The sequence below is a fragment of the Pseudomonas sp. S2_A10 genome (genome assembly GCF_054668465.1).
Window position 1 is genome coordinate 5,657,773 of sequence record NZ_CP162773.1, and the last position, 20,197, is coordinate 5,677,969.

Sequence of the window (20,197 nt, forward strand, 5' to 3'; positions counted from 1 at the left end):
AGCAGGCTCGCTCCCACAAAAGCAAAAGCAAAGCAGCGCAGCTGCCCGCGGCAAAGCCGCCCCACTCAACAATGAGCGCAAGCTCGAGTGCTTTTGATCTTGCTTTTGATCCACCGGCGACATCGGAAGGCTGAGTGGAGGGATTGATCCGGGCGTGGGAGCGCAGCGACCGTCTGGCGCAGCCAGACACAGCGGAAGGAGGTGCAGCGAAGCAAACCGGAGCCGCTGCGCCCGGATCGATCCCGCAGCGAAGGAACCCGAGCCTGCGAGGGCCGAACGTAGGAGCAAGCCTTTTTGGGTACTTTTTCGGCGTCTGGAAAAAGTGCCTCGCCGTAAGGGCGAAACCGCCAGCCGCCGCACCCGAAGAAACGGATATTCACCCAAACCACCCAGAGCATGGCCGGCCCAAAGGCCGCCAAGCCACCAAAAACAAAAAAGCCCCGACCAACCAGGCCGGGGCTCCTTCAAACGTCAGTCAAAAGATCAGAACCGCTCGATCTTCGCCTCAGCTTCCAGTTGCTTGCGATACGCCGCAAAGTCCTGCTGCCCTTCACGGGAAGCCAGGAAGCGACGATATTGCGCCTTCTCTTCATCAGTAGGCGCAGCAGCTTCGTTAACACCGTTGAGGCGCACCACCATCAGGCTGCCATCCGGCAAGGTAACGCTGGAGAACGTCGGCTTGTCCTTGGCAGCCGGCTTCGGCATACGGAACAGTGCCTGCAGCACAGCCGGATCAACCCCTTCCTGACCACGGGTGGCCGCTTCGGTGATCTTCCAGTTCTGACCGTCAATGGCCTTGTCCAGCGGCGCCTTGCCGTCGCGCAGATCAGCGATCAGCTTCTCGGCACGGGTCTTGGCCTCGGCACTGGCATGCTCCTTGGTCAACTGAGTGCGGATCGCCGCGCTCACGCTTTCCAGTGGCAATTGCGCAGGCTTGAGATGCTCCTTGGCGCGCAGCACGATCACGGTTTCCGGGTCCAGCTCGATGGCGGTGCTGTTGGCACCTTCATCAATCACTTCCGGACTGAACGCGGCAGTGACCACGGCACGGTTGGCTGCAACACCTTCGCCACCTTCACGGCCGAACGGCTTGGAAGTGTGCACAGTCAGTTTCAGATCTGCTGCTGGCTGCGCCAGGTCAGAAGCTTCGAACGCCGAGTCTTCCAGTTGCTTGGTCGCCTCAACGAAACGCTGCTCGACCTGAGCGGCTTTCAGCTCGCGGGTCAGCTTGTCTTTCAGGCTGGCCAGGGTCGGCACTTCAGGCGCTTCCACGCCCAACAGCTTGATCAGGTGATAACCGAAGTCGGTACGAATGGGCTCGGACACCTGGTCTTTCGACAAGGAGTACAGCGCTTTTTCGAAAGCCGGGTCGTAAACGCCAGGACCGGCATAACCAAGGTCACCACCATTGTTGGCGGAACCCGGATCCTGCGAGAATTCCTTGGCCAACGCTTCGAACTTCTCGCCCTTGGCCAGACGCGCCTGGACTTCGTCGATCTTCGCCTTTGCCTGCGCTTCGGTAGTCTTGTCGTTCACTTCGATGAGGATGTGCGCGGCACGACGCTGTTCCGACAGGTTGGCGATCTCTTTCTGGTAAGCCGCCTCAAGATCTTCATCCTTGACCGCAACCTGATCGAAGAACGACGATTTCTTCAGCTCGACGTAATCGATGATCACCTGATCCGGCGTCATGAATTCCTTGGCGTGCTCGTCGTAGTAAGCCTTGACCTCGTCATCGGTCAGCTTGACCGCAGCCGGGTCGGCCTTGACGTTAAGAGTGGCGAAATCACGGGTCTGTTTTTCCAGACGGGCAAAAGCCAGCACTTCGGCGTCGGTGACGAAACCGCTGCCGGCAACACCAGCGCGCAACTGGCCGATAAGCATTTCCTGAGCCAGCATCTGACGGAACTGCATGCGGCTGTAGCCCAGTTGACGGATCACCTGGTCGAAGCGCTCGGAGCTGAACTTGCCGTCGACCTGGAATTCAGGCGTCTGCAGGATCACTTGATCCAGCGCGGCTTCGGAGAACGAGAACTTCGCCTGTTCGGCGCCTTGCAGCAGCAACTTGCGGTCGATCAGGCCTTTGAGCGCCGATTCGCGGAGCATTTTTTCGTCGAGCAAGGACGCATCGAAGTCCTTGCCCAGTTGTTGCATCAGCTGACGGCGTTGCATATCAACGGCCTGGCTCAGCTCGTTCTGGCTGATTTCGTCACCGTTGACCTTGGCCGCCTCGTTCTTGTGAGTCGTGGCCTGGAAAATGGCATCGAAACCGGTCAGGGCCATCAGTGCAACGATGACCCCGATAATGGTCTTGGCAATCCAGCCTTGTGAATTGTCCCTGATATTTTGCAGCATGCGTCCCCCAGAAACGGTTGAACTTCAATTTAGGCAACCGTGGAGCGTGGGTAGAATCCGGATAGAAGAAAGGCGCATCCGAGGATGCGCCTTCTCGTAACTGGCGGAGCGGACAGGGCTCGAACCCTCGATCCCGGCGTTACAGGTGCCTGTTCCAGCCACCTGCTCTACCGCTCCGCTGCCAAGTCAGGCTTGACCCCGACCCGGATGGGTAAAAACCTGGAAACTCAGTTAACAGCTTCTTTCAGCGCTTTACCGGCTTTGAAACCTGGCTTCTTGGCAGCCGGGATTTCCAGAGACTTGCCAGTTTGCGGGTTGCGACCGGTACGAGCCGGACGGTCAGTCACGGAGAAAGTACCGAAACCAACCAGAACAACGGAGTCGCCAGCCTTCAGAGCGCCAGTGACGGATTCGATTACAGCGTCCAGCGCACGGCCAGCAGCAGCTTTCGGGATATCAGCGGATGCAGCGATAGCATCAATCAGTTCCGACTTGTTCACTCTAAGTCCCCTTATATCTATTTTGAGATGTTTCTAAGTTTTTTGGTGAAAGCAAAAACGAGTGCTGAATGGCCTACAGACACTTAAGAGCCGCTTTATAACAAGGGCTCTAAAATGCTGTCAAGGAAAGCCCCCCAGGCTAAAACGTATTAATGCGTGCTAATTCTTTCCTTGGCATCAGACTCGCGTTTTTCGTCCTTGGCAACTATCTCCGGAGCCACATCCGGCAAGGGCTCCGGCGCGTATTGCAGCGCAATTTGCAGGACCTCGTCAATCCATTTAACCGGCTTGATCTGCAGATCCTGCTTGATATTGTCAGGAATCTCCTTCAGATCGCGGACGTTTTCTTCCGGAATAATCACAATCTTGATTCCGCCGCGGTGAGCCGCCAGCAGTTTTTCTTTCAAACCGCCAATTGCCAGCACTTGCCCACGCAGAGTGATCTCACCGGTCATGGCGACATCGGCGCGCACCGGAATACCGGTCAATGCCGAAACCAACGCCGTGCACATACCGACGCCAGCACTTGGGCCGTCTTTCGGCGTAGCACCTTCCGGCATGTGAATGTGCGTGTCGCGCTTCTCGTGGAAGTCCAGCGGGATGCCCAGACTCTTGGCGCGGCTGCGCACAACGGTCTGTGCGGCAGTGATCGATTCGACCATCACATCACCGAGCGAACCGGTCTTGATCAGTTGACCTTTACCCGGAATCACTGCGGCTTCGATAGTCAGCAATTCACCGCCAACCTGAGTCCACGCCAGGCCAGTCACCTGCCCCACCTGATCTTGCTGCTCAGCCAGGCCGTAGCGGAACTTGCGCACGCCGAGGAAATGCTCGAGCAGGTCAGCTGTCACTTTTACCGAGAAGCGTTTTTCCAGCGCATGCTCTTTGACTGCCTTGCGGCAGACCTTGGCGATCTGTCGCTCGAGCCCCCGCACGCCCGCTTCACGGGTGTAATAACGGATGATGTCGCGAATCGCTTCCTCATCGAACTCCAGCTCGCCCTTCTTCAGACCATTGGCGGCGATCTGTTTCGGCGAGAGGTATTTCACAGCGATGTTGATCTTCTCGTCTTCGGTGTAACCCGGCAGACGGATGACTTCCATCCGGTCCAGCAGCGCTGGCGGGATGTTCATCGAGTTCGAGGTGCACAGGAACATCACATCGGACAGGTCGTAATCGACTTCAAGATAGTGATCGTTGAAGTTGTGGTTTTGCTCGGGGTCGAGCACTTCCAGCAACGCCGACGCCGGGTCGCCACGCATGTCGCTGCCCATCTTGTCGATTTCATCGAGCAGGAACAGCGGGTTGCGTACGCCCACTTTTGTCATCTTTTGAATCAATCTTCCCGGCATCGAACCGATGTAGGTCCGGCGGTGACCACGAATTTCCGCTTCGTCACGCACGCCGCCCAAGGCCATACGTACGAATTTGCGATTGGTGGCGTGTGCTATCGATTCCGCCAGCGAGGTCTTACCCACACCTGGAGGACCGACCAGGCACAACACCGGGCCACGGATTTTCTTCACGCGCTTCTGCACGGCGAGGTATTCAAGGATTCGCTCCTTGACCTCTTCGAGGCCGTAGTGATCGGCGTCGAGAATGTCTTCTGCACGGGCCAGGTCGAGGCGTACTTTGCTCTGCGCCTTCCACGGCACCTGCACCAGCCAGTCGATGTAGGAACGCACCACAGTGGCTTCAGCTGACATCGGCGACATCTGCTTGAGCTTGTTCAGCTCAGCGGTGGCCTTGGCCAGCGCGTCTTTCGGCAAGCCGGCAGCATCGATGCGCTTTTTCAGCTCTTCGATTTCGTTGTGGCCTTCGTCGCCGTCACCGAGTTCTTTCTGAATGGCCTTCATCTGCTCATTCAGGTAGTACTCGCGCTGGCTGCGCTCCATTTGCTTTTTGACGCGACCGCGAATGCGTTTTTCAACCTGGAGCAGGTCGATTTCGGCATCCAGCAGCGCCAGCACGTGCTCGACACGCGCCGACAGATCGATGATCTCGAGGATTTCCTGCTTCTGCTCGATTTTCAGCGCCATGTGCGCGGCCATGGTGTCGACCAGACGGCCGGGCTCATCGATGCTGTTGAGCGACGACAGGACTTCAGCCGGAACCTTCTTGCCCAGCTGAACGTATTGTTCGAACTGCGACAGCAGCGTGCGCACGAAGACTTCCGACTCGCGCTCAGCGGCGTCGACTTCTTCGATCAGAGAAACTTCGGCGCGGCAGTGGCCATCGACTTCGCTGAAGCGCTCGACAGTACCACGCTGCTCGCCTTCGACCAGAACCTTGACGGTGCCGTCAGGCAGCTTCAGCAGCTGCAGAACCGTGGCAATTGTACCTACGCGATAGAGAGCGTCTTCACCGGGATCATCGTCAGCCGGGTTTCGCTGGGCCAGCAGCAGAATCTGCTTGTCACCCGTCATCGCTGCCTCGAGGGCTTCGATGGATTTCTCGCGCCCCACGAACAGCGGGATAACCATGTGCGGATAAACCACGACATCACGCAATGGCAGGAGAGGCAATTCGATGGTTGTCTTCATGATTTCGCCTCTACGGCGGCCGTATGGCCGTAATCAGATGGAATTAAGCTTGAAACCAAGATGGGGGCTGCCTCGAAAAAAAACAAGCGCAAAGCGGAGGTAAAAAACGACTTAAAAAAAAGAGGCCCGAAGGCCCCTTCTTTGTTGCGGCGCTGTGAACGCTTACGCGTCCGGCGCTGCCTTGGCCGTCGGCTCACTGTTTTCGTAGATATACAGTGGCTTGGACTTGCCTTCGATGACGCTTTCATCGATCACGACTTTGCTCACCTCGGACTGCGAGGGGATCTCATACATCGTGTCGAGCAGCACACCTTCGAGAATCGAACGCAGGCCACGGGCACCGGTTTTACGTTCCAGGGCACGCTTGGCGACCGATTTCAGCGCGTCGGAACGGAATTCCAGATCCACGCCTTCCATCTCGAACAGCTTGGCATACTGTTTGGTCAGAGCATTTTTCGGCTCGGTGAGGATTTGCATCAGCGCAGCCTCGTCGAGCTCGTCCAGTGTCGCCAGGACCGGCAGACGACCGACGAATTCCGGGATCAGACCGAACTTGACCAGATCGTCAGGCTCGACTTCACGCAGGGATTCACCGACCTTCTTGCCTTCTTCCTTGCTGCGCACTTCGGCGTTGAAGCCGATGCCGCCTTTGGTGGAACGGTTCTGAATGACCTTTTCCAGGCCGGAGAACGCACCACCGCAGATGAACAGGATGTTACGGGTGTCGACCTGCAGGAATTCCTGCTGCGGATGCTTGCGGCCACCTTGCGGCGGTACCGAAGCGACCGTGCCTTCGATCAACTTGAGCAAGGCCTGCTGCACGCCTTCACCGGAAACATCACGGGTGATCGACGGGTTGTCGGACTTGCGGGAAATCTTGTCGATTTCGTCGATGTAGACAATGCCCATCTGGGCTTTCTCTACGTCGTAATCGCACTTCTGCAGCAGCTTCTGAATGATGTTCTCGACATCTTCACCCACGTAACCGGCCTCGGTGAGGGTAGTTGCGTCAGCGATGGTGAACGGAACGTTCAGCAAGCGGGCCAGTGTTTCGGCCAGCAGGGTTTTACCGGAGCCTGTCGGGCCGATCAGCAGAATGTTGCTCTTGCCGAGTTCGACGTCGTCAGCCTTTTTGTCACGCTGGTTCAGGCGCTTGTAGTGGTTGTACACCGCTACGGCCAAAACCTTTTTCGCACGCTCCTGACCAATGACGTACTGGTCAAGGATGCCGCTGATTTCTTTAGGCGAAGGCAATTTATGCGCGCTGCTTTCGGCCTGTGCTTCCTGCACCTCCTCGCGGATGATGTCATTGCACAGGTCGACGCACTCGTCGCAGATAAAGACCGAGGGGCCGGCAATCAATTTGCGCACTTCATGCTGGCTTTTGCCACAGAAGGAGCAATAGAGCAGCTTGCCGTTGTCCTCGCCGTTGCGGGTGTCAGTCATTCGTTCGATCCAAATCCGATAGGCTTGCAACACAAGATGAAGGCTATTGCGGGCTTTTTCAAGCCCGCCGCTGATCGGACATGCCGATCAGGCCTGTTTTGCGCTGCTTATATTAGCTGGACGCTGGTTGATCACTTCGTCGATCAGGCCGTATTCCTTCGCAGCTTCAGCACTCATGAAGTTGTCGCGATTGGTATCGCGCTCGATTTCTTCCAGAGTACGGCCGCTGTGCTTGGCCATCAGCATGTTCAGACGCTCGCGGATGAAGAGGATTTCCTTGGCGTGGATTTCGATGTCCGACGCCTGGCCCTGGAAACCGCCCAGTGGCTGGTGAATCATCACGCGCGAGTTCGGCAGGCAGAAACGCTTGCCCGGAGCACCTGCGGTGAGCAGAAATGCGCCCATGCTGCAGGCCTGACCGATGCAGGTGGTCGATACGTTCGGCTTGATGAACTGCATGGTGTCGTAGATCGACATGCCGGCAGTCACCGAACCGCCCGGCGAGTTGATGTACAGATGGATGTCCTTGTCCGGGTTTTCCGCTTCAAGGAACAGCAGTTGCGCACAGATCAGGTTGGCCATGTAGTCCTCTACCGGGCCCACCAGAAAGATCACTCGCTCCTTGAGCAGGCGCGAGTAGATGTCGTAGGCGCGTTCGCCACGAGCGGACTGCTCGACAACCATCGGGACCAGGCCGCCGGCGGCCTGGATATCAGAGTTCTGCTGAATATAAGAATTACGGAACATGCTCTGCAGTCGCTCCCAAATAGTTATGTCTTGAATACGCATAAGCCAGCTCGAGAGCTGGCTTATGGTGTGCACTTCTAACGCAAAATCAATCAGTCGGCTGCTGGAGCTTCTACCGGCTTGACTGCTTCTTCGTAGGAGACCGATTTGTCGGTCACACTAGCTTTCTGCAGAACAGTATCCACAACTTGTTCTTCCAGCACAACCGAACGCACTTCGTTCAGCTGCTGCTCGTTTTTGTAGTACCACGACACGACCTGCTCTGGCTCCTGGTAAGCGGAAGCCATTTCCTGAATCATTTCGCGAACGCGAGCTTCATCAGGCTTCAGATCGAACTGCTTGACCACTTCAGCAACGATCAGACCCAGCACGACGCGGCGCTTGGCTTGCTCTTCGAACAGCTCGGCCGGCAGTTGATCTGGCTTGATGTTGCCGCCGAACTGCTGAACAGCTTGCACGCGCAGACGGTCAACTTCGTTGGACAGCAGAGCCTTTGGCACTTCGATCGGGTTGGTGGCCAGCAGACCGTCCATTACCTGATTCTTGACCTTGGATTTGATTGCCTGACGCAGTTCACGCTCCATGTTCTTGCGAACTTCGGTGCGGAAGCCGTCGATGCCGCTTTCCTTGATGCCGAATTGAGCGAAGAACTCTTCGTTCAGCTCAGGCAGCTTAGGCTCGGATACAGTGTTGACGGTCACGGTGAACTCGGCGGTTTTGCCAGCCAGGTCCAGGTTCTGATAGTCCTCAGGGAAGGTCAGGTTCAGAACGCGTTCTTCGCCGGCTTTAGCGCCAACCAGGCCTTCTTCGAAGCCCGGGATCATACGGCCGGAGCCCAGTACCAGCTGAGTGCCCTTGGCGGAGCCGCCAGCGAATACTTCGCCGTCAACCTTGCCAACGAAATCGATGTTCAACTGGTCTTCGTTCTGGGCAGCACGGTCGGCCACTTCAAAACGGGTGTTCTGCTTGCGCAGGATGTCGAGCATCTTGTCCAGATCAGCGTCAGCCACTTCAGCGCTCAGACGCTCAACGGTGATGCCTTCGAAGCCAGCAACGGTGAACTCAGGGAAGACTTCGAATACAGCAACGTATTCCAGATCCTTGCCCGCCTCGAGCGACTTTGGCTCGATCGAAGGCGAACCGGCAGGGTTGAGCTTCTGCTCGACCACAGCTTCGTAGAAGGAAGACTGAATGACGTCGCCTACCGCTTCCTGACGCGCATCAGCACCGAAACGGCGCTTGATTTCGCTCATTGGCACTTTGCCTGGACGGAAGCCAGCAATTTTGGCCTTTTGGGCAGTCTGCTGCAGACGCTTGTTGACCTGAGTCTCGATGCGCTCTGCCGGCACGGTGACGCTCATGCGGCGCTCGAGAGCAGTAGTATTTTCAACAGAAACTTGCATGGATATTCCTCGTTGCACAGACGTTAGCCGGCCGTTTCCGACCCCAGAATCAAGGGCATGCATTCTAGTGGGTCAAACTCAAGAAGTCACCCTACTGGAAACGGGTAAAAAAACAGCAGGCAATTTATAGGGAGCGCCGCACGAATGCCGCGCACTCCACTGGCGAATACAAGCGATCACGTCAGGGCTCTGCAACAACGCTTCTATATATAGAAGCAACTACCAGATAGGCCCCGACAGGCGTTCCGGCAAAACCGGAACGACGAGCAGCTCAGCGTCATCGGATCCTTTAAAAGCGATGAAGTGCCCTGCCCTGCGCTTCGAAATCGGCCATGGCCGGATTTCGAAACCGCTAAAACAAAAAAGGCGCCAGACTGTTAAATCTGGCGCCTTTCGAAATATGGGGTGGACGATGGGGATCGAACCCACGACAACGGGAGTCACAATCCCGTGCTCTACCAACTGAGCTACGCCCACCATATTGCGTAACAAAAAAGCCAAACAACTTCTTTGTCGAAACTTCATCAGGCCCTAGGCACAGATGAAGCTTTATTTGGTGCGGATGAAGAGACTCGAACTCTTACGCCTCGCGGCGCTGGAACCTAAATCCAGTGTGTCTACCAATTCCACCACATCCGCGGATGAAGCTTTTAAAGCAAAGGCGCCAGACCGTTAAATCTGGCGCCTTTCGAAATATGGGGTGGACGATGGGGATCGAACCCACGACAACGGGAGTCACAATCCCGTGCTCTACCAACTGAGCTACGCCCACCATATCGCGTTACTTGTGCCAAAGCTGCCTAATGGCGCACCCGGCAGGACTCGAACCTGCGACCATCCGCTTAGAAGGCGGATGCTCTATCCAGCTGAGCTACGGGCGCCTTGTTAATCTGTACTCTTAAAGGACTACAAACTAAGTGCTTTCCAGTGTCGCAGAACCTTGATTCCGCCTCACCTTCTTAACCAGTGCTAGGCTGTGCCCGACAAGTGCGACGAATAGTATAGAGGGCTCCAAAGGTCGTCAAATCCTTTTTGAAAAAAATTCATTTAATTAAAGGAGTTAGAGGAATTTGCTGACCAAGCGCCTTTGCCCTCACCGCTCGACATGCGAGAATGCGTTCTCATTTTTTCCCCTCTCGATGGTTAATCACGCGCAATGACTGCACAACTAATCGACGGCAAATCGATCGCCGCCAGCCTGCGCCAGCAGATCGCCCAACGAGTTGCCGAGCGTCGCCAGCAAGGCCTGCGCACGCCCGGCCTCGCGGTGATCCTGGTCGGCAGCGATCCTGCCTCTCAGGTTTATGTCTCGCACAAGCGTAAAGACTGTGAAGAGGTTGGCTTCCTCTCTCAAGCCTACGACCTGCCCTCCGACACCACTCAGGACGCCCTGACCGATCTGATCGATCGCCTCAACGACGATCCGGCTATCGACGGCGTTCTCCTGCAGTTGCCTCTGCCCGAACACCTCGACGCGTCCAAGCTGCTGGAACGCATCCGCCCGGACAAAGACGTCGACGGCTTCCACCCGTACAACGTCGGTCGCCTGGCCCAGCGCATCCCGCTGCTGCGCCCCTGCACCCCGAAAGGCATCATGACCTTGCTGGAAAGCACTGGCGCTGATCTTTACGGGATGGACGCGGTAGTCGTGGGCGCCTCCAATATCGTCGGTCGCCCGATGGCCATGGAATTGCTGCTGGCCGGCTGCACCGTCACTGTGACTCACCGCTTCACCAAGGATCTGGCCGGCCACGTCGGCCGTGCTGATCTGGTGGTCGTTGCCGCCGGCAAGCCGGGCCTGGTCAAGGGCGAGTGGATCAAGGAAGGCGCGATCGTGATCGACGTCGGCATCAACCGTCAGGACGACGGCAAACTGGTCGGTGACGTTGTCTACGAAACCGCCCTGCCCCGCGCTGGCTGGATCACCCCGGTACCGGGCGGCGTTGGCCCGATGACCCGCGCCTGCCTGCTGGAAAACACCCTCTACGCCGCAGAAACACTGCACGTCTGACCGGGTTTTTACGCCGCATCAGAACCCCGCCTCGTGCGGGGTTTTTCGTGCCTGAGAAAAAACTTCAACCGTTCGCCGGAAACCGCTCTTTTTACAGGCCTTTTCACGAGATTTTCAGGTCTTACAAACAACCATCGACAGTTCTTCAGCCATACTCCTAAAATGCGCCGGTTTTGAGAAATAACCCGTTACAAACTAACGGTATATCCAACCTTTTAGAGTTCGCCCGCGTGAAAATTCGTCTCTCGATTCTGAGCCTGTTGTTTGCTGTTACAGGCACATTCATCACGCCAACGATCAACGCTGCGGAAACCACCGCTGCTCCACGTGACGCTTCGACATTGAAGATCGCGTCTGGCAGCGCCCTGCTCATGGATATGCAGACCAACAAAGTCATTTATTCCAGCAACCCTGACGTGATCGTACCGATCGCTTCCGTCAGCAAGCTGATGACTGGCCTTGTCGTGGTGGAAGCTCGACAGAACATGGACGAATGGATCGATGTCGATATCAGGAACACCCCGGAAATGAAGGGTGTGTTCTCCCGCGTCAAACTCAAGAGTGAGCTGCCTCGCCGCGAGATGCTGCTGATCGCCTTGATGTCTTCGGAAAACCGTGCCGCCGCCAGCCTCGCGCACCACTATCCAGGTGGCTACGCTGCTTTTATCGCGGCAATGAACGCCAAGGCCAAGGCGCTGGGCATGACCAGCACGCACTTTGTCGAGCCGACCGGGCTGTCAGAGCGCAACGTTTCCACCGCCCGCGACCTGAGCAAATTGCTGGTGGCCGCGCACAAGCAACCGCTTCTGGTGCAACTGACCACCACCAAGGAAAAGACCGTGGCGTTCCGCAAGCCCAACTACACTTTGGGCTTCCGCAATACCGACCACTTGGTCAATAAGGCCGATTGGGACATCAAGATTACCAAGACCGGTTTTACCAACCCGGCCGGCCATTGCCTGGTGCTGGTGACGAAGATGGGCAACCGTCCGGTCGCCCTGGTCATTCTCGATGCGTTCGGCAAATACACGCATTTTGCCGACGCCAGCCGTATCCGCAGCTGGGTGGAAACCGGGCGCAGCGCCAACGTGCCTGCCGTGGCACAGCAATACAAAGCCGACAAGAACCTCAAGAGCCGTCAGAGCGGCGTGGTCGAAGCGGCAAAGTAGACCCAGCAATCATGAAAAAGCCCCGAATGTTCGGGGCTTTTTTTCGTCCGCGCATCAGTCGTTGGGCAGCGGCATATTGTCGTCATCGGGGATGCCGTCTCCCGAGCTCGGCTCAGGCGAAACGTCCGGCGTCAGCACATTTGGCCGCGCCATCGGGTCGCGCATCGGGCTGTCCGGGTCCAGCACCGGATCAACCTCCGGCTCCGGCGTGGTCGGTACGCTGTCAGGTTTGTGGTCATCGAAGCTTGAATCGGTACTCATACGCACCTCACATCAAGGTTTCAGATCGGCTAACGGATCATAGGGCTTGGCCGGTTTCTTCGGATCTTCACCGGGCTCGACATCCTGCGGGGCCTTAGCCGGACCGACCGGATCAACTTGCGGATCCTCGAGGTCCGGCGAATCCGGATCGAAGCCCAGATCATCGTCCGAGGAATGTTCGGACGAGTGTGGGCCTTTCGGGGTTTGGGAATCTGCCATGTTGCCTCCTTGATTCACCCGCGAAGCACGGGCATTAATCTTCAGAGGCCGGCCCGGCGCAGTCGTGCCCGGCAGATGACGAACGGAGGTTTATTGCGCCGCCAGAGCCTTTCGCGCCTGCGCCGCAGCGTTTTCTTCACCGGCCTGCGCCAGTTCATCGGCGGCTTTCAGCCAACGGGAGCGGTCGACGGCTGCCGGGATCTGCGACGGTTTCTGAATCAGGATCGCCCAGCCACCGGCCTTTTCGAGCGCTGCTTGAAAGCTGCCGAAATCCATCAACTGCCGACGATTCATGCCGGCGCGCAGCAGGACCTTCTGTTTGTTGCGGTCGTAGCCGGACAGGATCGCGTAACGCGGCTCGGCCCAGAATGCCGAACCTTCACTGAAACGCACCATGACCGGGTAGCCCGCCGCGACCTGGGTCAGCAAGGCTGGCAGCTGGCTGTCGAGCGGATAAACCACCAGGCCATATTCGCGGGCGAGGTTCTGCATGTTCTGCTGCAGCTTGTCCTCAGCCCCCGGCAAGTGCAGCGGTTTTTCCAGAAGGCCCGGGGTGATGACGATGCCTTGTTGCGACAGCAGACTGGCCAGCACCTGTGGCCCACTCTGGTTGGCTTCGCCACGATAGAAGGTGCCGCTGAGTTCAACCCGCTCCGGCAAGCGCTTGACTTCCGGGGCCACGTTGCCCGCGCATCCGCTCAGCACCACCGCGCAAGCGCCGGCAAGCAACGTTCCGCGCACTCGAGAAAATACCTGCACCATCAATCACTCTCTTCCAGACGCCGGTCATCGTGTTCCGGCAACGCCAGCGATCATAGAGCCGCACCCGCCTGCGGTATAGCCTTAAACCGCAGAGCGGGCGATTGCATAGAGCAAACTGATTGGTCACTAACGACCTTTGGTCAATAGCTTGAAACACCCCATTGACTAGACTGTCACTGAAATAGAGCGAATTGCGAAAAGCGAGCGCCCGACGCAGGGCGAAGAGGAGGCACCAATGAGCCTGACCATGACCATTGTGATGTTGATAGCCGGCTGGCTGGCCGTGGCGACTGCCATGTTGTGGGGTGTGCTGCGGATTTCGCGGCGGCATCATCCGGTGCAGACGATGCCGGTTGAGAAAACAGAGAAGCATCCAGTGCGGCACGCTGCTGCGCATTGAAGATCAAGAGCCCCTCACCCTAGCCCTCTCCCGGAGGGAGAGGGCTGGGCGGGCGGCGTTCCGATGAGGGGCAAGCTCTAAACCACACCCCCCAACACCAAAGCGAAAAAAAACCGCCTGAGCTCAACCAGCCCAGGCGGTTTTTTGTGTTCTCAGCAATTACGCCTGCTGAGCAACCTTCTTCTGCTTCGCCCGGCGCGACAGCATGTTCAACACTTCGATACCGGCCGAGAACGCCATGGCCGCGTACACATAACCTTTCGGTACGTGGGCGCCGAAGCCCTCAGCGATCAGCGTCATGCCGATCATGATCAGGAAGCCCAGCGCCAGCATGACCACCGTCGGGTTATCGTTGATGAACTTGGCCAGCGGATCAGCCGCGAGCAGCATCACCAGCACCGACACCACCACCGCGATGATCATGATCGGCAAGTGTTCGGTCATGCCGACAGCGGTAATGATGCTGTCGATCGAGAACACCATGTCGAGCATCAGGATCTGACCGATGGCCGCGGCAAAACCCAGGGTTACGGTCGAAGTCGCGGTCTTCGGGTCTTCCGGCGACGGGTCCATGCTGTGATGGATCTCGGTCGTGGCCTTCCACACCAGGAACAGGCCACCGGCGATCAGGATCATGTCCTTCCAGGAGAACGCCTGGCCAAGGATTTCGATCACAGGCTCGGTCAACTGCACGATGAACGCGATGGTGCTCAACAGGGCCAGACGCAGAATCAGGGCCATGCCGATACCGATACGACGCGCCTTCTGCCGATGTTGTTCGGGCAATTTGTTGGTCAGGATCGAAATAAAGATCAGGTTATCGATGCCAAGCACGATTTCCATTACCACCAGTGTGGCCAAAGCAACCCAAGCGGTGGGGCTGGCGGCGAGTTCTAACAGATATTCCATGGGTCAGTCCTGACTCTGTGTAAGACGGTTTAGATGGTCTTGGAGGAAGATTCGGATTCTTCCGCTTGTTTTTCCGGTGTTTCTTTTTTCTCGATCAAACCACCAGTGGCATCGCTGAGCGCTTGCTCAGCGGCTTTATGGGTGTCGTCGATTGCTTGTTTGGCGGTTTCAGCCGCCGCGCCCATCAGTTGCTGGGCGCTTTTTTCCGCCTGATCACAACCGGCCAGAACCAGTAAAGACGCAAACATCACTGCGGGAAATGTGTATTTCATAAGGTTTCCTTCGAATGAACAGACAGGCGCACACACCGGCCGTCGATGGCTGGGCATTCTAGGGAGATGAACACTTCAGGAAAATTCGTATTTTTAGCGGCTATACTTCGGTTTTCACGAAGTGGCCATCACTATGCTCAATTACCGACAACTGCATTACTTCTGGGTTGTAGCCAAAACCGGCAGCATCGTCCGGGCGTGCGAGCAGCTGAACCTGACGCCACAGACGATCAGCGGACAGATTTCACTGCTCGAACAAACCTATGGCGTGGAATTGTTTCGCCGGGTTGGCCGACAGCTGGAGCTCACGGAAGCCGGGCGCCAGGCCCTGCCCTACGCCGAGCAGATGTTTCAACTGGGCGGCGAGCTGGAGCTGATGCTGCGAGCGCAGCCCAACGAGCAGCAGATCCTCTTTCGCGTCGGCGTGGCCGACGTGGTGCCCAAATCCATTGTTTATCGCCTGATCGCGCCGACCATGGAATTGAGCGAGCCGCTGCGCATCACCTGTCGCGAAGACAAACTCGAACGTCTGCTCGCTGATCTGGCCATCCAGCGTCTGGATCTGGTGATTTCCGACAGCCCGATGCCTTCGCATCTGGACATCAAAGGCTACAGCCAGAAGCTCGGTGAGTGCGGGATCAGCTTCTTCGCCACCGCCGAACTTGCCGCGCAGTATGGCCAGGATTTCCCGCGCAGCCTGCACGGCGCACCGTTGCTGATTCCCGGCGCGGAAACCGTGGTGCGCAGCCGTTTGCAGCGCTGGTTCGCCGAACAGCAGATCCAGCCGCAGATTGTCGGCGAGTTCGATGACAGTGCTTTGATGCAGGCCTTCGGCCAATCCGGCAGCGGGATTTTTATTGGCCCGAGCGTGATTGCCGAGGAAGTGAAGCGCCAGTACGGCGTCGAGTTGATCGGCCAGACCGACGCCGTGAGCGAGTCGTTCTATGCCATCTCGGTGGAGCGCAAGGTCAAGCACCCTGGCATCGTAGCGATTACCGAGGGCGCCCGACGCGAGCTGTTTACCGGGTTATGAAGCGCAGACTTCACGCGGCTTCAGCGTCATCAGCACCATGGCGAGGAACACCGAAAGCAAAATGAAGCCGGCAGCGGCAAAGCCGAGAAAGCCCAGCCCGGCACTGTCGATCACCCGGCCGCCGACCATCGCGCCCAGGCCGATGCCGAGATTGGCTCCGGCGATGTTCAGCGACGCGGCGAAGGCCGGCGCTTCCGGCGCGGCTTTCATCAGGCGCACATGGCTGACCAGGAACAACGCCGCCTGGGTCACGCCCCAAATGCCCATCGCCACCGCCAGGCCGACTGGCGAATGAATGTTCGGCACCAGCGAGACCATGCCCGCGATCATGAACGCACAGAACAACACCGACGCCCCCAGCGGATGCCGATCCACCGCACGCCCGCCAAGCGAGTTGCCGATCAGCCCGACTGCGCCAAACGCCATCAGGCACCAGCCGACCACGGTGCCGTTGAATCCGGCAAGTCGTTCGAGGATGTCGGCAAGGTAGGTGTAAGCGGTGAACATGCCGCTGAACACCAGAATCGACAACAAGATATGGCCGAGCATCAGCGGGCTGCGCAGGATCTTGAATTGCGAACGGAAGCTGACCTGATGCTGGTGCAGACTGGTTTTCGGCAGATAGACAAACAGCAGCAAGGCTTTGGCAAACGCGATCAACGCCAGAATGCCGAATGCGCTGCGCCAGCCGAACGCATCGGAAATCAGCGTGCCGACCGGAATGCCAAACACCGTGGCGCAGACAATACCGAAGCCGATCTTGGCGATGGCGCGGCCGGCGAAATCCGGGCCGACGATGTCCACCGCCGTCTCACTGGCCAAAGCCCAGAACACCGGCAAACCCAACGCCGGAATCAGACGCGCGATGGCCATCACCCAGATATTCGGCGCCAACGCTGCAACGGTATTGGCCAGACCGAACATGATCAGAATGCTGATGAACAGTTTGCGCCGTTCGAAACGGGCGAAATACGCGGTCAGGAATGGGCCGAACAGCGCCACGGTAAAGGCAAACAAGGTCACCAGCAGCCCGGCTTGCGGGATGCTGACTTCGAGGTCTCGGGCGATCGCCGGCAACAGGCCGACAATGACGAATTCCGTGGTCAGCACCGTGAACCCGGCGGCGGACAACAGAAGAATAGGCAACAGCATGCGCAACTCCAGCAAAACGACGACACCAGCGATGACCCGGAGGCCCGCTGGCAGAACTTGAAAATGAGGATGGCGAAGCTTAACAGACTGCGTCCGCACTGAGTTGCCCAAAACTGCCGATCTGCCGGGCCGATCCGGTGGCAGATCGTCACAGGCCTGAAGGTTCACGCCTACGCTGTGATAAAGTCCGCGCCCTGAAAATCGTACAGTTGTTCAACGTGCCGTTTGGCGGCGTTGATGTCACTTCGACAGGCGTTTCGTGACTGCCCACGACGCTTCGCACCCTATAAAAAACAGAGATGCCGCTATGACCGCTTCATCCCCTTCGTTACTGCAACGCCTGAAACGCCTGAGTCTGGTCAGCCAGATCGTCATTGGTCTGATCGCCGGTATTGCCCTGGCCCTGATTGCACCGGAGCTGGCGAAATCCACCGCGTTCATCGGCAAGGTGTTTGTCTCGGCGTTGAAAGCCGTGGCGCCGATTCTGGTGTTCGTGCTGGTGATGGCCTCGATCGCCAACCACAAGCACGGTCAGGAAACCCACATCCGCCCGATCCTGTTCCTCTACCTGCTGGGTACATTCAGCGCTGCGGTGGTGGCCGTGGTCGCCAGCATGGCGTTCCCGTCGAATCTGGTGTTGTCCACCGAAAACGTTGCCGTGACTGCGCCCGGCGGCATCGGCGAAGTCCTGCAAAGCCTGTTGCTGAGCGTCGTCGATAACCCGGTCAGCGCGCTGATGAATGCCAACTTCATCGGCATTCTGGCCTGGGCGATCGGCATGGGCATTGCCATCCGGCATGCCGGCGACACCACCCGCGAGGTACTGGGTGACTTGTCCAATGGCGTCACCGTGATCGTCCGCGTGGTCATTCGCTTCGCGCCGCTGGGCATCTTTGGCCTGGTCGCGTCGACACTGGCCACCTCCGGTTTCGGCGCGCTGCTCGGCTACGCGCACCTGCTGGCGGTGCTGCTGGGCTGCATGCTGTTCGTCGCGCTGGTGATGAACCCGCTGATCGTGTTCTGGAAGCTGCGCCGCAACCCGTACCCGCTGACCCTGATGTGCCTGCGCGAAAGCGGCATCACCGCGTTCTTCACCCGCAGTTCGGCGGCGAACATTCCGGTCAATCTGGAATTGAGCAAGCGCCTGGGTCTGCACGAAGACACCTACTCGGTATCGATCCCGCTGGGTGCGACCATCAACATGGCCGGTGCGGCGATCACCATTACCGTGCTGACCCTGGCGGCGGTGCACACCTTGGGCATCGCTGTGGACATTCCGACCGCAATCCTGCTCAGCGTCGTCGCAGCCATTTGCGCGTGTGGTGCCTCGGGTGTGGCCGGTGGTTCGCTGCTGCTGATTCCGCTGGCGTGCAGCCTGTTCGGCATCCCGAGCGAGATTGCCATGCAGGTCGTGGCGGTGGGCTTCATTATTGGCGTGCTGCAGGATTCGGCGGAGACCGCGCTAAACTCGTCGACTGACGTGCTGTTTACAGCGGCGGCTTGCCTGGGCGAGGAAGAAAAAGCTCAGCGTACGGCGTAACCGCCTTACCTTGTGGGAGCGAGCCTGCTCGCGAAAGGGGCGAGACATTCAGCATTAATATCGCCTGATACGCTGCATTCGCGAGCAGGCTCGCTCCCACAGAAAAACAAAAGCCCGCCAAGGCGCGAACCTTGGCGGGCTTTTTCGTATCCGGGTGTTTAGAACGCGCCCATGTAATCGCGCTTGCCCACTTCAACGCCGTTATGACGCAGCAGCGCGTAGGTGGTGGTGACGTGGAAGAAGAACTGCGGCAAGCCGTAAGTCAGCAGATACGCCTGACCACTGAAGCGCTTCTCTTTCGGCGTGCCCGGACGGGTCACGATTTCGATGCCTTCCTTGCCGTCGATCTGCTCTGGCTTGATCTCGCCAATGAAGGCCAGAACCTTGGTGATCAGCGCTTGCAGTTCGGCAAAGGTAGTTTCAGTGTCGTCGTACTTCGGCAGTTCGACTTCGGCCAGACGCGCCGACACGCCTTTGGCGAAATCCACGGCGATCTGCACCTGACGCACCAGCGGGAACATGTCCGGGTACAGACGCGCTTGCAGGAAGACGCTCTGGTCGATGTTTTTCGCGCTGGCGTGGGCTTCGGCCTTTTTCAGCACATCGCTCAGGGCGTTGAGCATTTGTTGAAAAACCGGGACGGATGCGGCGTACAGTGAAATGGTCATGGCAGTCTCATGTGATGGCTGGGTAATACGTGGTGGCGATTATAGCCATGCTTGATGAGCACACGGCTTGCCTTTTGTTTGGCAAGGATTAGGCTAGGCGGCTTCGACTGCAGAGGGAACGCGCGATGAGCAACGAACAAGAATCCACCTCCGAACAGCCACGGTTAAATGCCACGGAAATCCGCATTCTCGGTGCGCTGATCGAAAAACAGGCCACCAGCCCGGAAACCTATCCGCTGACCCTCAACGCGCTGGTGCTGGCCTGCAATCAGAAAACCAGTCGCGAGCCGGTGATGAACCTCAATCAGGGTCAGGTCGGGCAGAGCCTGCGGGCGCTGGAAGGTCGAGGTTTCACCCGGCTGGTCATGGGCAGCCGCGCCGACCGCTGGGAGCACAAGGTCGACAAGGCGCTGGAACTGGTGCCAGCACAGGTGATTCTGACGGGTTTGATGTTTCTGCGCGGTCCGCAGACCGTCAACGAACTGCTGACCCGCAGCGGACGCATGCACGAGTTCGAGGACGCCGAGCAGGTGGTTCATCAGCTTGAACGGCTGATCGCACGCGGTCTGGCGGTATTGATTCCGCGTCAGGCCGGGCAGCGTGAGGATCGCTACACCCACGCCTTGGGCGATCCGGCGGATATCGAGGCGATATTGGCGGCGCGGCAAAATCCTGGGGAGCGCTCGAGCGCTGGTGTTTCCCTGGAGCGTATCGAAGAACTGGAAGCGCGGATCGCCGCACTGGAAGAACGCCTGGCCCGCCTCGAATAATCGCAACAGAACCTCTGTGGGAGCGAGCCTGCTC

Annotated in this window: 19 protein-coding genes and 4 tRNA genes; 6 read left to right on the forward strand and 17 right to left on the reverse strand. The window is 58.0% G+C overall.

Annotated elements, in window-relative coordinates; genetic code table 11:
• Positions 1-483: 483 nt before the first annotated feature.
• The 10 genes from AB4N41_RS25320 to AB4N41_RS25365 form a co-directional block, all read right to left on the reverse strand.
• Positions 484-2,355, reverse strand: coding sequence for a SurA N-terminal domain-containing protein (locus AB4N41_RS25320; protein ID WP_236168547.1), 1,872 nt, complete (start codon positions 2,353-2,355; stop codon positions 484-486).
• Between the two features lie 227 nt (positions 2,356-2,582).
• Positions 2,583-2,855, reverse strand: coding sequence for an HU family DNA-binding protein (locus AB4N41_RS25325; RefSeq protein WP_016775333.1), 273 nt, complete (start codon positions 2,853-2,855; stop codon positions 2,583-2,585).
• Between the two features lie 149 nt (positions 2,856-3,004).
• The gene (lon, locus tag AB4N41_RS25330) at positions 3,005-5,401 is read right to left on the reverse strand and encodes an endopeptidase La (protein WP_016775334.1); all 2,397 of its coding nucleotides are present in this window, start codon (positions 5,399-5,401) and stop codon (positions 3,005-3,007) included.
• Between the two features lie 162 nt (positions 5,402-5,563).
• Complete coding sequence (gene clpX, locus AB4N41_RS25335) at positions 5,564-6,847, reverse strand: ATP-dependent Clp protease ATP-binding subunit ClpX (protein ID WP_016775335.1); 1,284 nt, start codon at positions 6,845-6,847, stop codon at positions 5,564-5,566.
• 87 nt (positions 6,848-6,934) lie between these two features.
• On the reverse strand, positions 6,935-7,594 hold the full coding sequence (gene clpP, locus AB4N41_RS25340) for an ATP-dependent Clp endopeptidase proteolytic subunit ClpP (protein WP_460138182.1): 660 nt from the start codon (positions 7,592-7,594) through the stop codon (positions 6,935-6,937).
• 92 nt (positions 7,595-7,686) lie between these two features.
• Complete coding sequence (tig, locus tag AB4N41_RS25345) at positions 7,687-8,997, reverse strand: trigger factor (RefSeq protein ID WP_016775337.1); 1,311 nt, start codon at positions 8,995-8,997, stop codon at positions 7,687-7,689.
• 401 nt (positions 8,998-9,398) lie between these two features.
• Positions 9,399-9,474 (reverse strand) — tRNA-His (locus AB4N41_RS25350).
• A gap of 77 nt (positions 9,475-9,551) precedes the next feature.
• A tRNA-Leu gene (locus AB4N41_RS25355) sits at positions 9,552-9,636 on the reverse strand.
• Between the two features lie 57 nt (positions 9,637-9,693).
• Positions 9,694-9,769 (reverse strand) — tRNA-His (locus AB4N41_RS25360).
• 32 nt (positions 9,770-9,801) lie between these two features.
• Positions 9,802-9,878 (reverse strand) — tRNA-Arg (locus tag AB4N41_RS25365).
• Between the two features lie 275 nt (positions 9,879-10,153).
• On the opposite strand from AB4N41_RS25365, the gene folD reads away from it, so the two are divergent.
• On the forward strand, positions 10,154-11,008 hold the full coding sequence (folD, locus tag AB4N41_RS25370) for a bifunctional methylenetetrahydrofolate dehydrogenase/methenyltetrahydrofolate cyclohydrolase FolD (protein ID WP_016775338.1): 855 nt from the start codon (positions 10,154-10,156) through the stop codon (positions 11,006-11,008).
• A 230-nt stretch (positions 11,009-11,238) separates the two neighbouring features.
• A complete protein-coding gene (gene pbpG / locus AB4N41_RS25375) occupies positions 11,239-12,177 on the forward strand; it encodes a D-alanyl-D-alanine endopeptidase (protein ID WP_095182110.1) in 939 nt (312 codons plus the stop codon).
• A gap of 54 nt (positions 12,178-12,231) precedes the next feature.
• Here the strand turns inward: pbpG and AB4N41_RS25380 are convergent, their stop codons facing one another.
• The 3 genes from AB4N41_RS25380 to AB4N41_RS25390 all read right to left on the reverse strand — a co-directional run bounded on the left by AB4N41_RS25380 (position 12,232) and on the right by AB4N41_RS25390 (position 13,419).
• Positions 12,232-12,438 (reverse strand): hypothetical protein, encoded by a 207-nt coding sequence (locus AB4N41_RS25380; protein ID WP_252876592.1) that lies wholly within the window; start codon positions 12,436-12,438, stop codon positions 12,232-12,234.
• Between the two features lie 12 nt (positions 12,439-12,450).
• Positions 12,451-12,657, reverse strand: a complete 207-nt coding sequence (locus AB4N41_RS25385) for a DUF6021 family protein (RefSeq protein WP_252876593.1) — start codon at positions 12,655-12,657, stop codon at positions 12,451-12,453.
• Between the two features lie 90 nt (positions 12,658-12,747).
• Positions 12,748-13,419, reverse strand: a complete 672-nt coding sequence (locus AB4N41_RS25390) for a cysteine peptidase family C39 domain-containing protein (protein ID WP_252876594.1) — start codon at positions 13,417-13,419, stop codon at positions 12,748-12,750.
• A 235-nt stretch (positions 13,420-13,654) separates the two neighbouring features.
• On the opposite strand from AB4N41_RS25390, the gene AB4N41_RS25395 reads away from it, so the two are divergent.
• The gene (locus tag AB4N41_RS25395; protein WP_164488349.1) at positions 13,655-13,819 is read left to right on the forward strand and encodes a hypothetical protein; all 165 of its coding nucleotides are present in this window, start codon (positions 13,655-13,657) and stop codon (positions 13,817-13,819) included.
• 159 nt (positions 13,820-13,978) lie between these two features.
• Here the strand turns inward: AB4N41_RS25395 and AB4N41_RS25400 are convergent, their stop codons facing one another.
• Together AB4N41_RS25400 and AB4N41_RS25405 are read right to left on the reverse strand one after the other, a co-directional pair.
• Positions 13,979-14,728 carry a TerC family protein gene (locus AB4N41_RS25400; RefSeq protein ID WP_016775343.1) on the reverse strand — a complete coding sequence of 250 codons (750 nt, stop codon included), beginning with the start codon at positions 14,726-14,728 and terminating at the stop codon, positions 13,979-13,981.
• Between the two features lie 29 nt (positions 14,729-14,757).
• Positions 14,758-15,000 carry a hypothetical protein gene (locus AB4N41_RS25405; RefSeq protein ID WP_024013465.1) on the reverse strand — a complete coding sequence of 81 codons (243 nt, stop codon included), beginning with the start codon at positions 14,998-15,000 and terminating at the stop codon, positions 14,758-14,760.
• A gap of 133 nt (positions 15,001-15,133) precedes the next feature.
• Here AB4N41_RS25405 and nhaR point away from each other — a divergent pair, with 133 nt between their 5' ends.
• A complete protein-coding gene (gene nhaR, locus AB4N41_RS25410) occupies positions 15,134-16,033 on the forward strand; it encodes a transcriptional activator NhaR (protein ID WP_016775345.1) in 900 nt (299 codons plus the stop codon).
• Here nhaR and AB4N41_RS25415 read toward each other — a convergent pair.
• Positions 16,028-17,185 (reverse strand): MFS transporter, encoded by a 1,158-nt coding sequence (locus AB4N41_RS25415; protein WP_024013467.1) that lies wholly within the window; start codon positions 17,183-17,185, stop codon positions 16,028-16,030. The two genes, nhaR and AB4N41_RS25415, sit on opposite strands and share 6 nt — an antisense overlap.
• 307 nt (positions 17,186-17,492) lie before the next feature.
• Here AB4N41_RS25415 and sstT point away from each other — a divergent pair, with 307 nt between their 5' ends.
• A complete protein-coding gene (gene sstT, locus AB4N41_RS25420) occupies positions 17,493-18,725 on the forward strand; it encodes a serine/threonine transporter SstT (RefSeq protein WP_024013468.1) in 1,233 nt (410 codons plus the stop codon).
• Positions 18,726-18,883: 158 nt separating this feature from the next.
• Here sstT and AB4N41_RS25425 read toward each other — a convergent pair whose 3' ends face one another.
• A complete protein-coding gene (locus AB4N41_RS25425) occupies positions 18,884-19,393 on the reverse strand; it encodes a DUF1993 domain-containing protein (RefSeq protein WP_041477165.1) in 510 nt (169 codons plus the stop codon).
• A 125-nt stretch (positions 19,394-19,518) separates the two neighbouring features.
• Between AB4N41_RS25425 and AB4N41_RS25430 the strand changes: the two genes are divergently transcribed.
• Complete coding sequence (locus tag AB4N41_RS25430) at positions 19,519-20,163, forward strand: YceH family protein (protein ID WP_041477166.1); 645 nt, start codon at positions 19,519-19,521, stop codon at positions 20,161-20,163.
• Positions 20,164-20,197: the final 34 nt, after the last annotated feature.

Excerpts from the sequence above, each read along its gene's own strand:
- AB4N41_RS25320 (WP_236168547.1), bottom strand. The coding sequence starts at position 2,355 with ATGCTGCAAAATATCAGGGACAATTCACAAGGCTGGATTGCCAAGACC.
- lon (WP_016775334.1), bottom strand. The coding sequence starts at position 5,401 with ATGAAGACAACCATCGAATTGCCTCTCCTGCCATTGCGTGATGTCGTG.
- clpX (WP_016775335.1), bottom strand. The coding sequence starts at position 6,847 with ATGACTGACACCCGCAACGGCGAGGACAACGGCAAGCTGCTCTATTGC.
- clpP (WP_460138182.1), bottom strand. The coding sequence starts at position 7,594 with ATGTTCCGTAATTCTTATATTCAGCAGAACTCTGATATCCAGGCCGCC.
- tig (WP_016775337.1), bottom strand. The coding sequence starts at position 8,997 with ATGCAAGTTTCTGTTGAAAATACTACTGCTCTCGAGCGCCGCATGAGC.
- folD (WP_016775338.1), top strand. The coding sequence starts at position 10,154 with ATGACTGCACAACTAATCGACGGCAAATCGATCGCCGCCAGCCTGCGC.
- AB4N41_RS25380 (WP_252876592.1), bottom strand. The coding sequence starts at position 12,438 with ATGAGTACCGATTCAAGCTTCGATGACCACAAACCTGACAGCGTACCG.
- AB4N41_RS25385 (WP_252876593.1), bottom strand. The coding sequence starts at position 12,657 with ATGGCAGATTCCCAAACCCCGAAAGGCCCACACTCGTCCGAACATTCC.
- AB4N41_RS25390 (WP_252876594.1), bottom strand. The coding sequence starts at position 13,419 with ATGGTGCAGGTATTTTCTCGAGTGCGCGGAACGTTGCTTGCCGGCGCT.
- AB4N41_RS25395 (WP_164488349.1), top strand. The coding sequence starts at position 13,655 with ATGAGCCTGACCATGACCATTGTGATGTTGATAGCCGGCTGGCTGGCC.
- AB4N41_RS25400 (WP_016775343.1), bottom strand. The coding sequence starts at position 14,728 with ATGGAATATCTGTTAGAACTCGCCGCCAGCCCCACCGCTTGGGTTGCT.
- AB4N41_RS25405 (WP_024013465.1), bottom strand. The coding sequence starts at position 15,000 with ATGAAATACACATTTCCCGCAGTGATGTTTGCGTCTTTACTGGTTCTG.
- nhaR (WP_016775345.1), top strand. The coding sequence starts at position 15,134 with ATGCTCAATTACCGACAACTGCATTACTTCTGGGTTGTAGCCAAAACC.
- AB4N41_RS25415 (WP_024013467.1), bottom strand. The coding sequence starts at position 17,185 with ATGCTGTTGCCTATTCTTCTGTTGTCCGCCGCCGGGTTCACGGTGCTG.
- sstT (WP_024013468.1), top strand. The coding sequence starts at position 17,493 with ATGACCGCTTCATCCCCTTCGTTACTGCAACGCCTGAAACGCCTGAGT.
- AB4N41_RS25425 (WP_041477165.1), bottom strand. The coding sequence starts at position 19,393 with ATGACCATTTCACTGTACGCCGCATCCGTCCCGGTTTTTCAACAAATG.
- AB4N41_RS25430 (WP_041477166.1), top strand. The coding sequence starts at position 19,519 with ATGAGCAACGAACAAGAATCCACCTCCGAACAGCCACGGTTAAATGCC.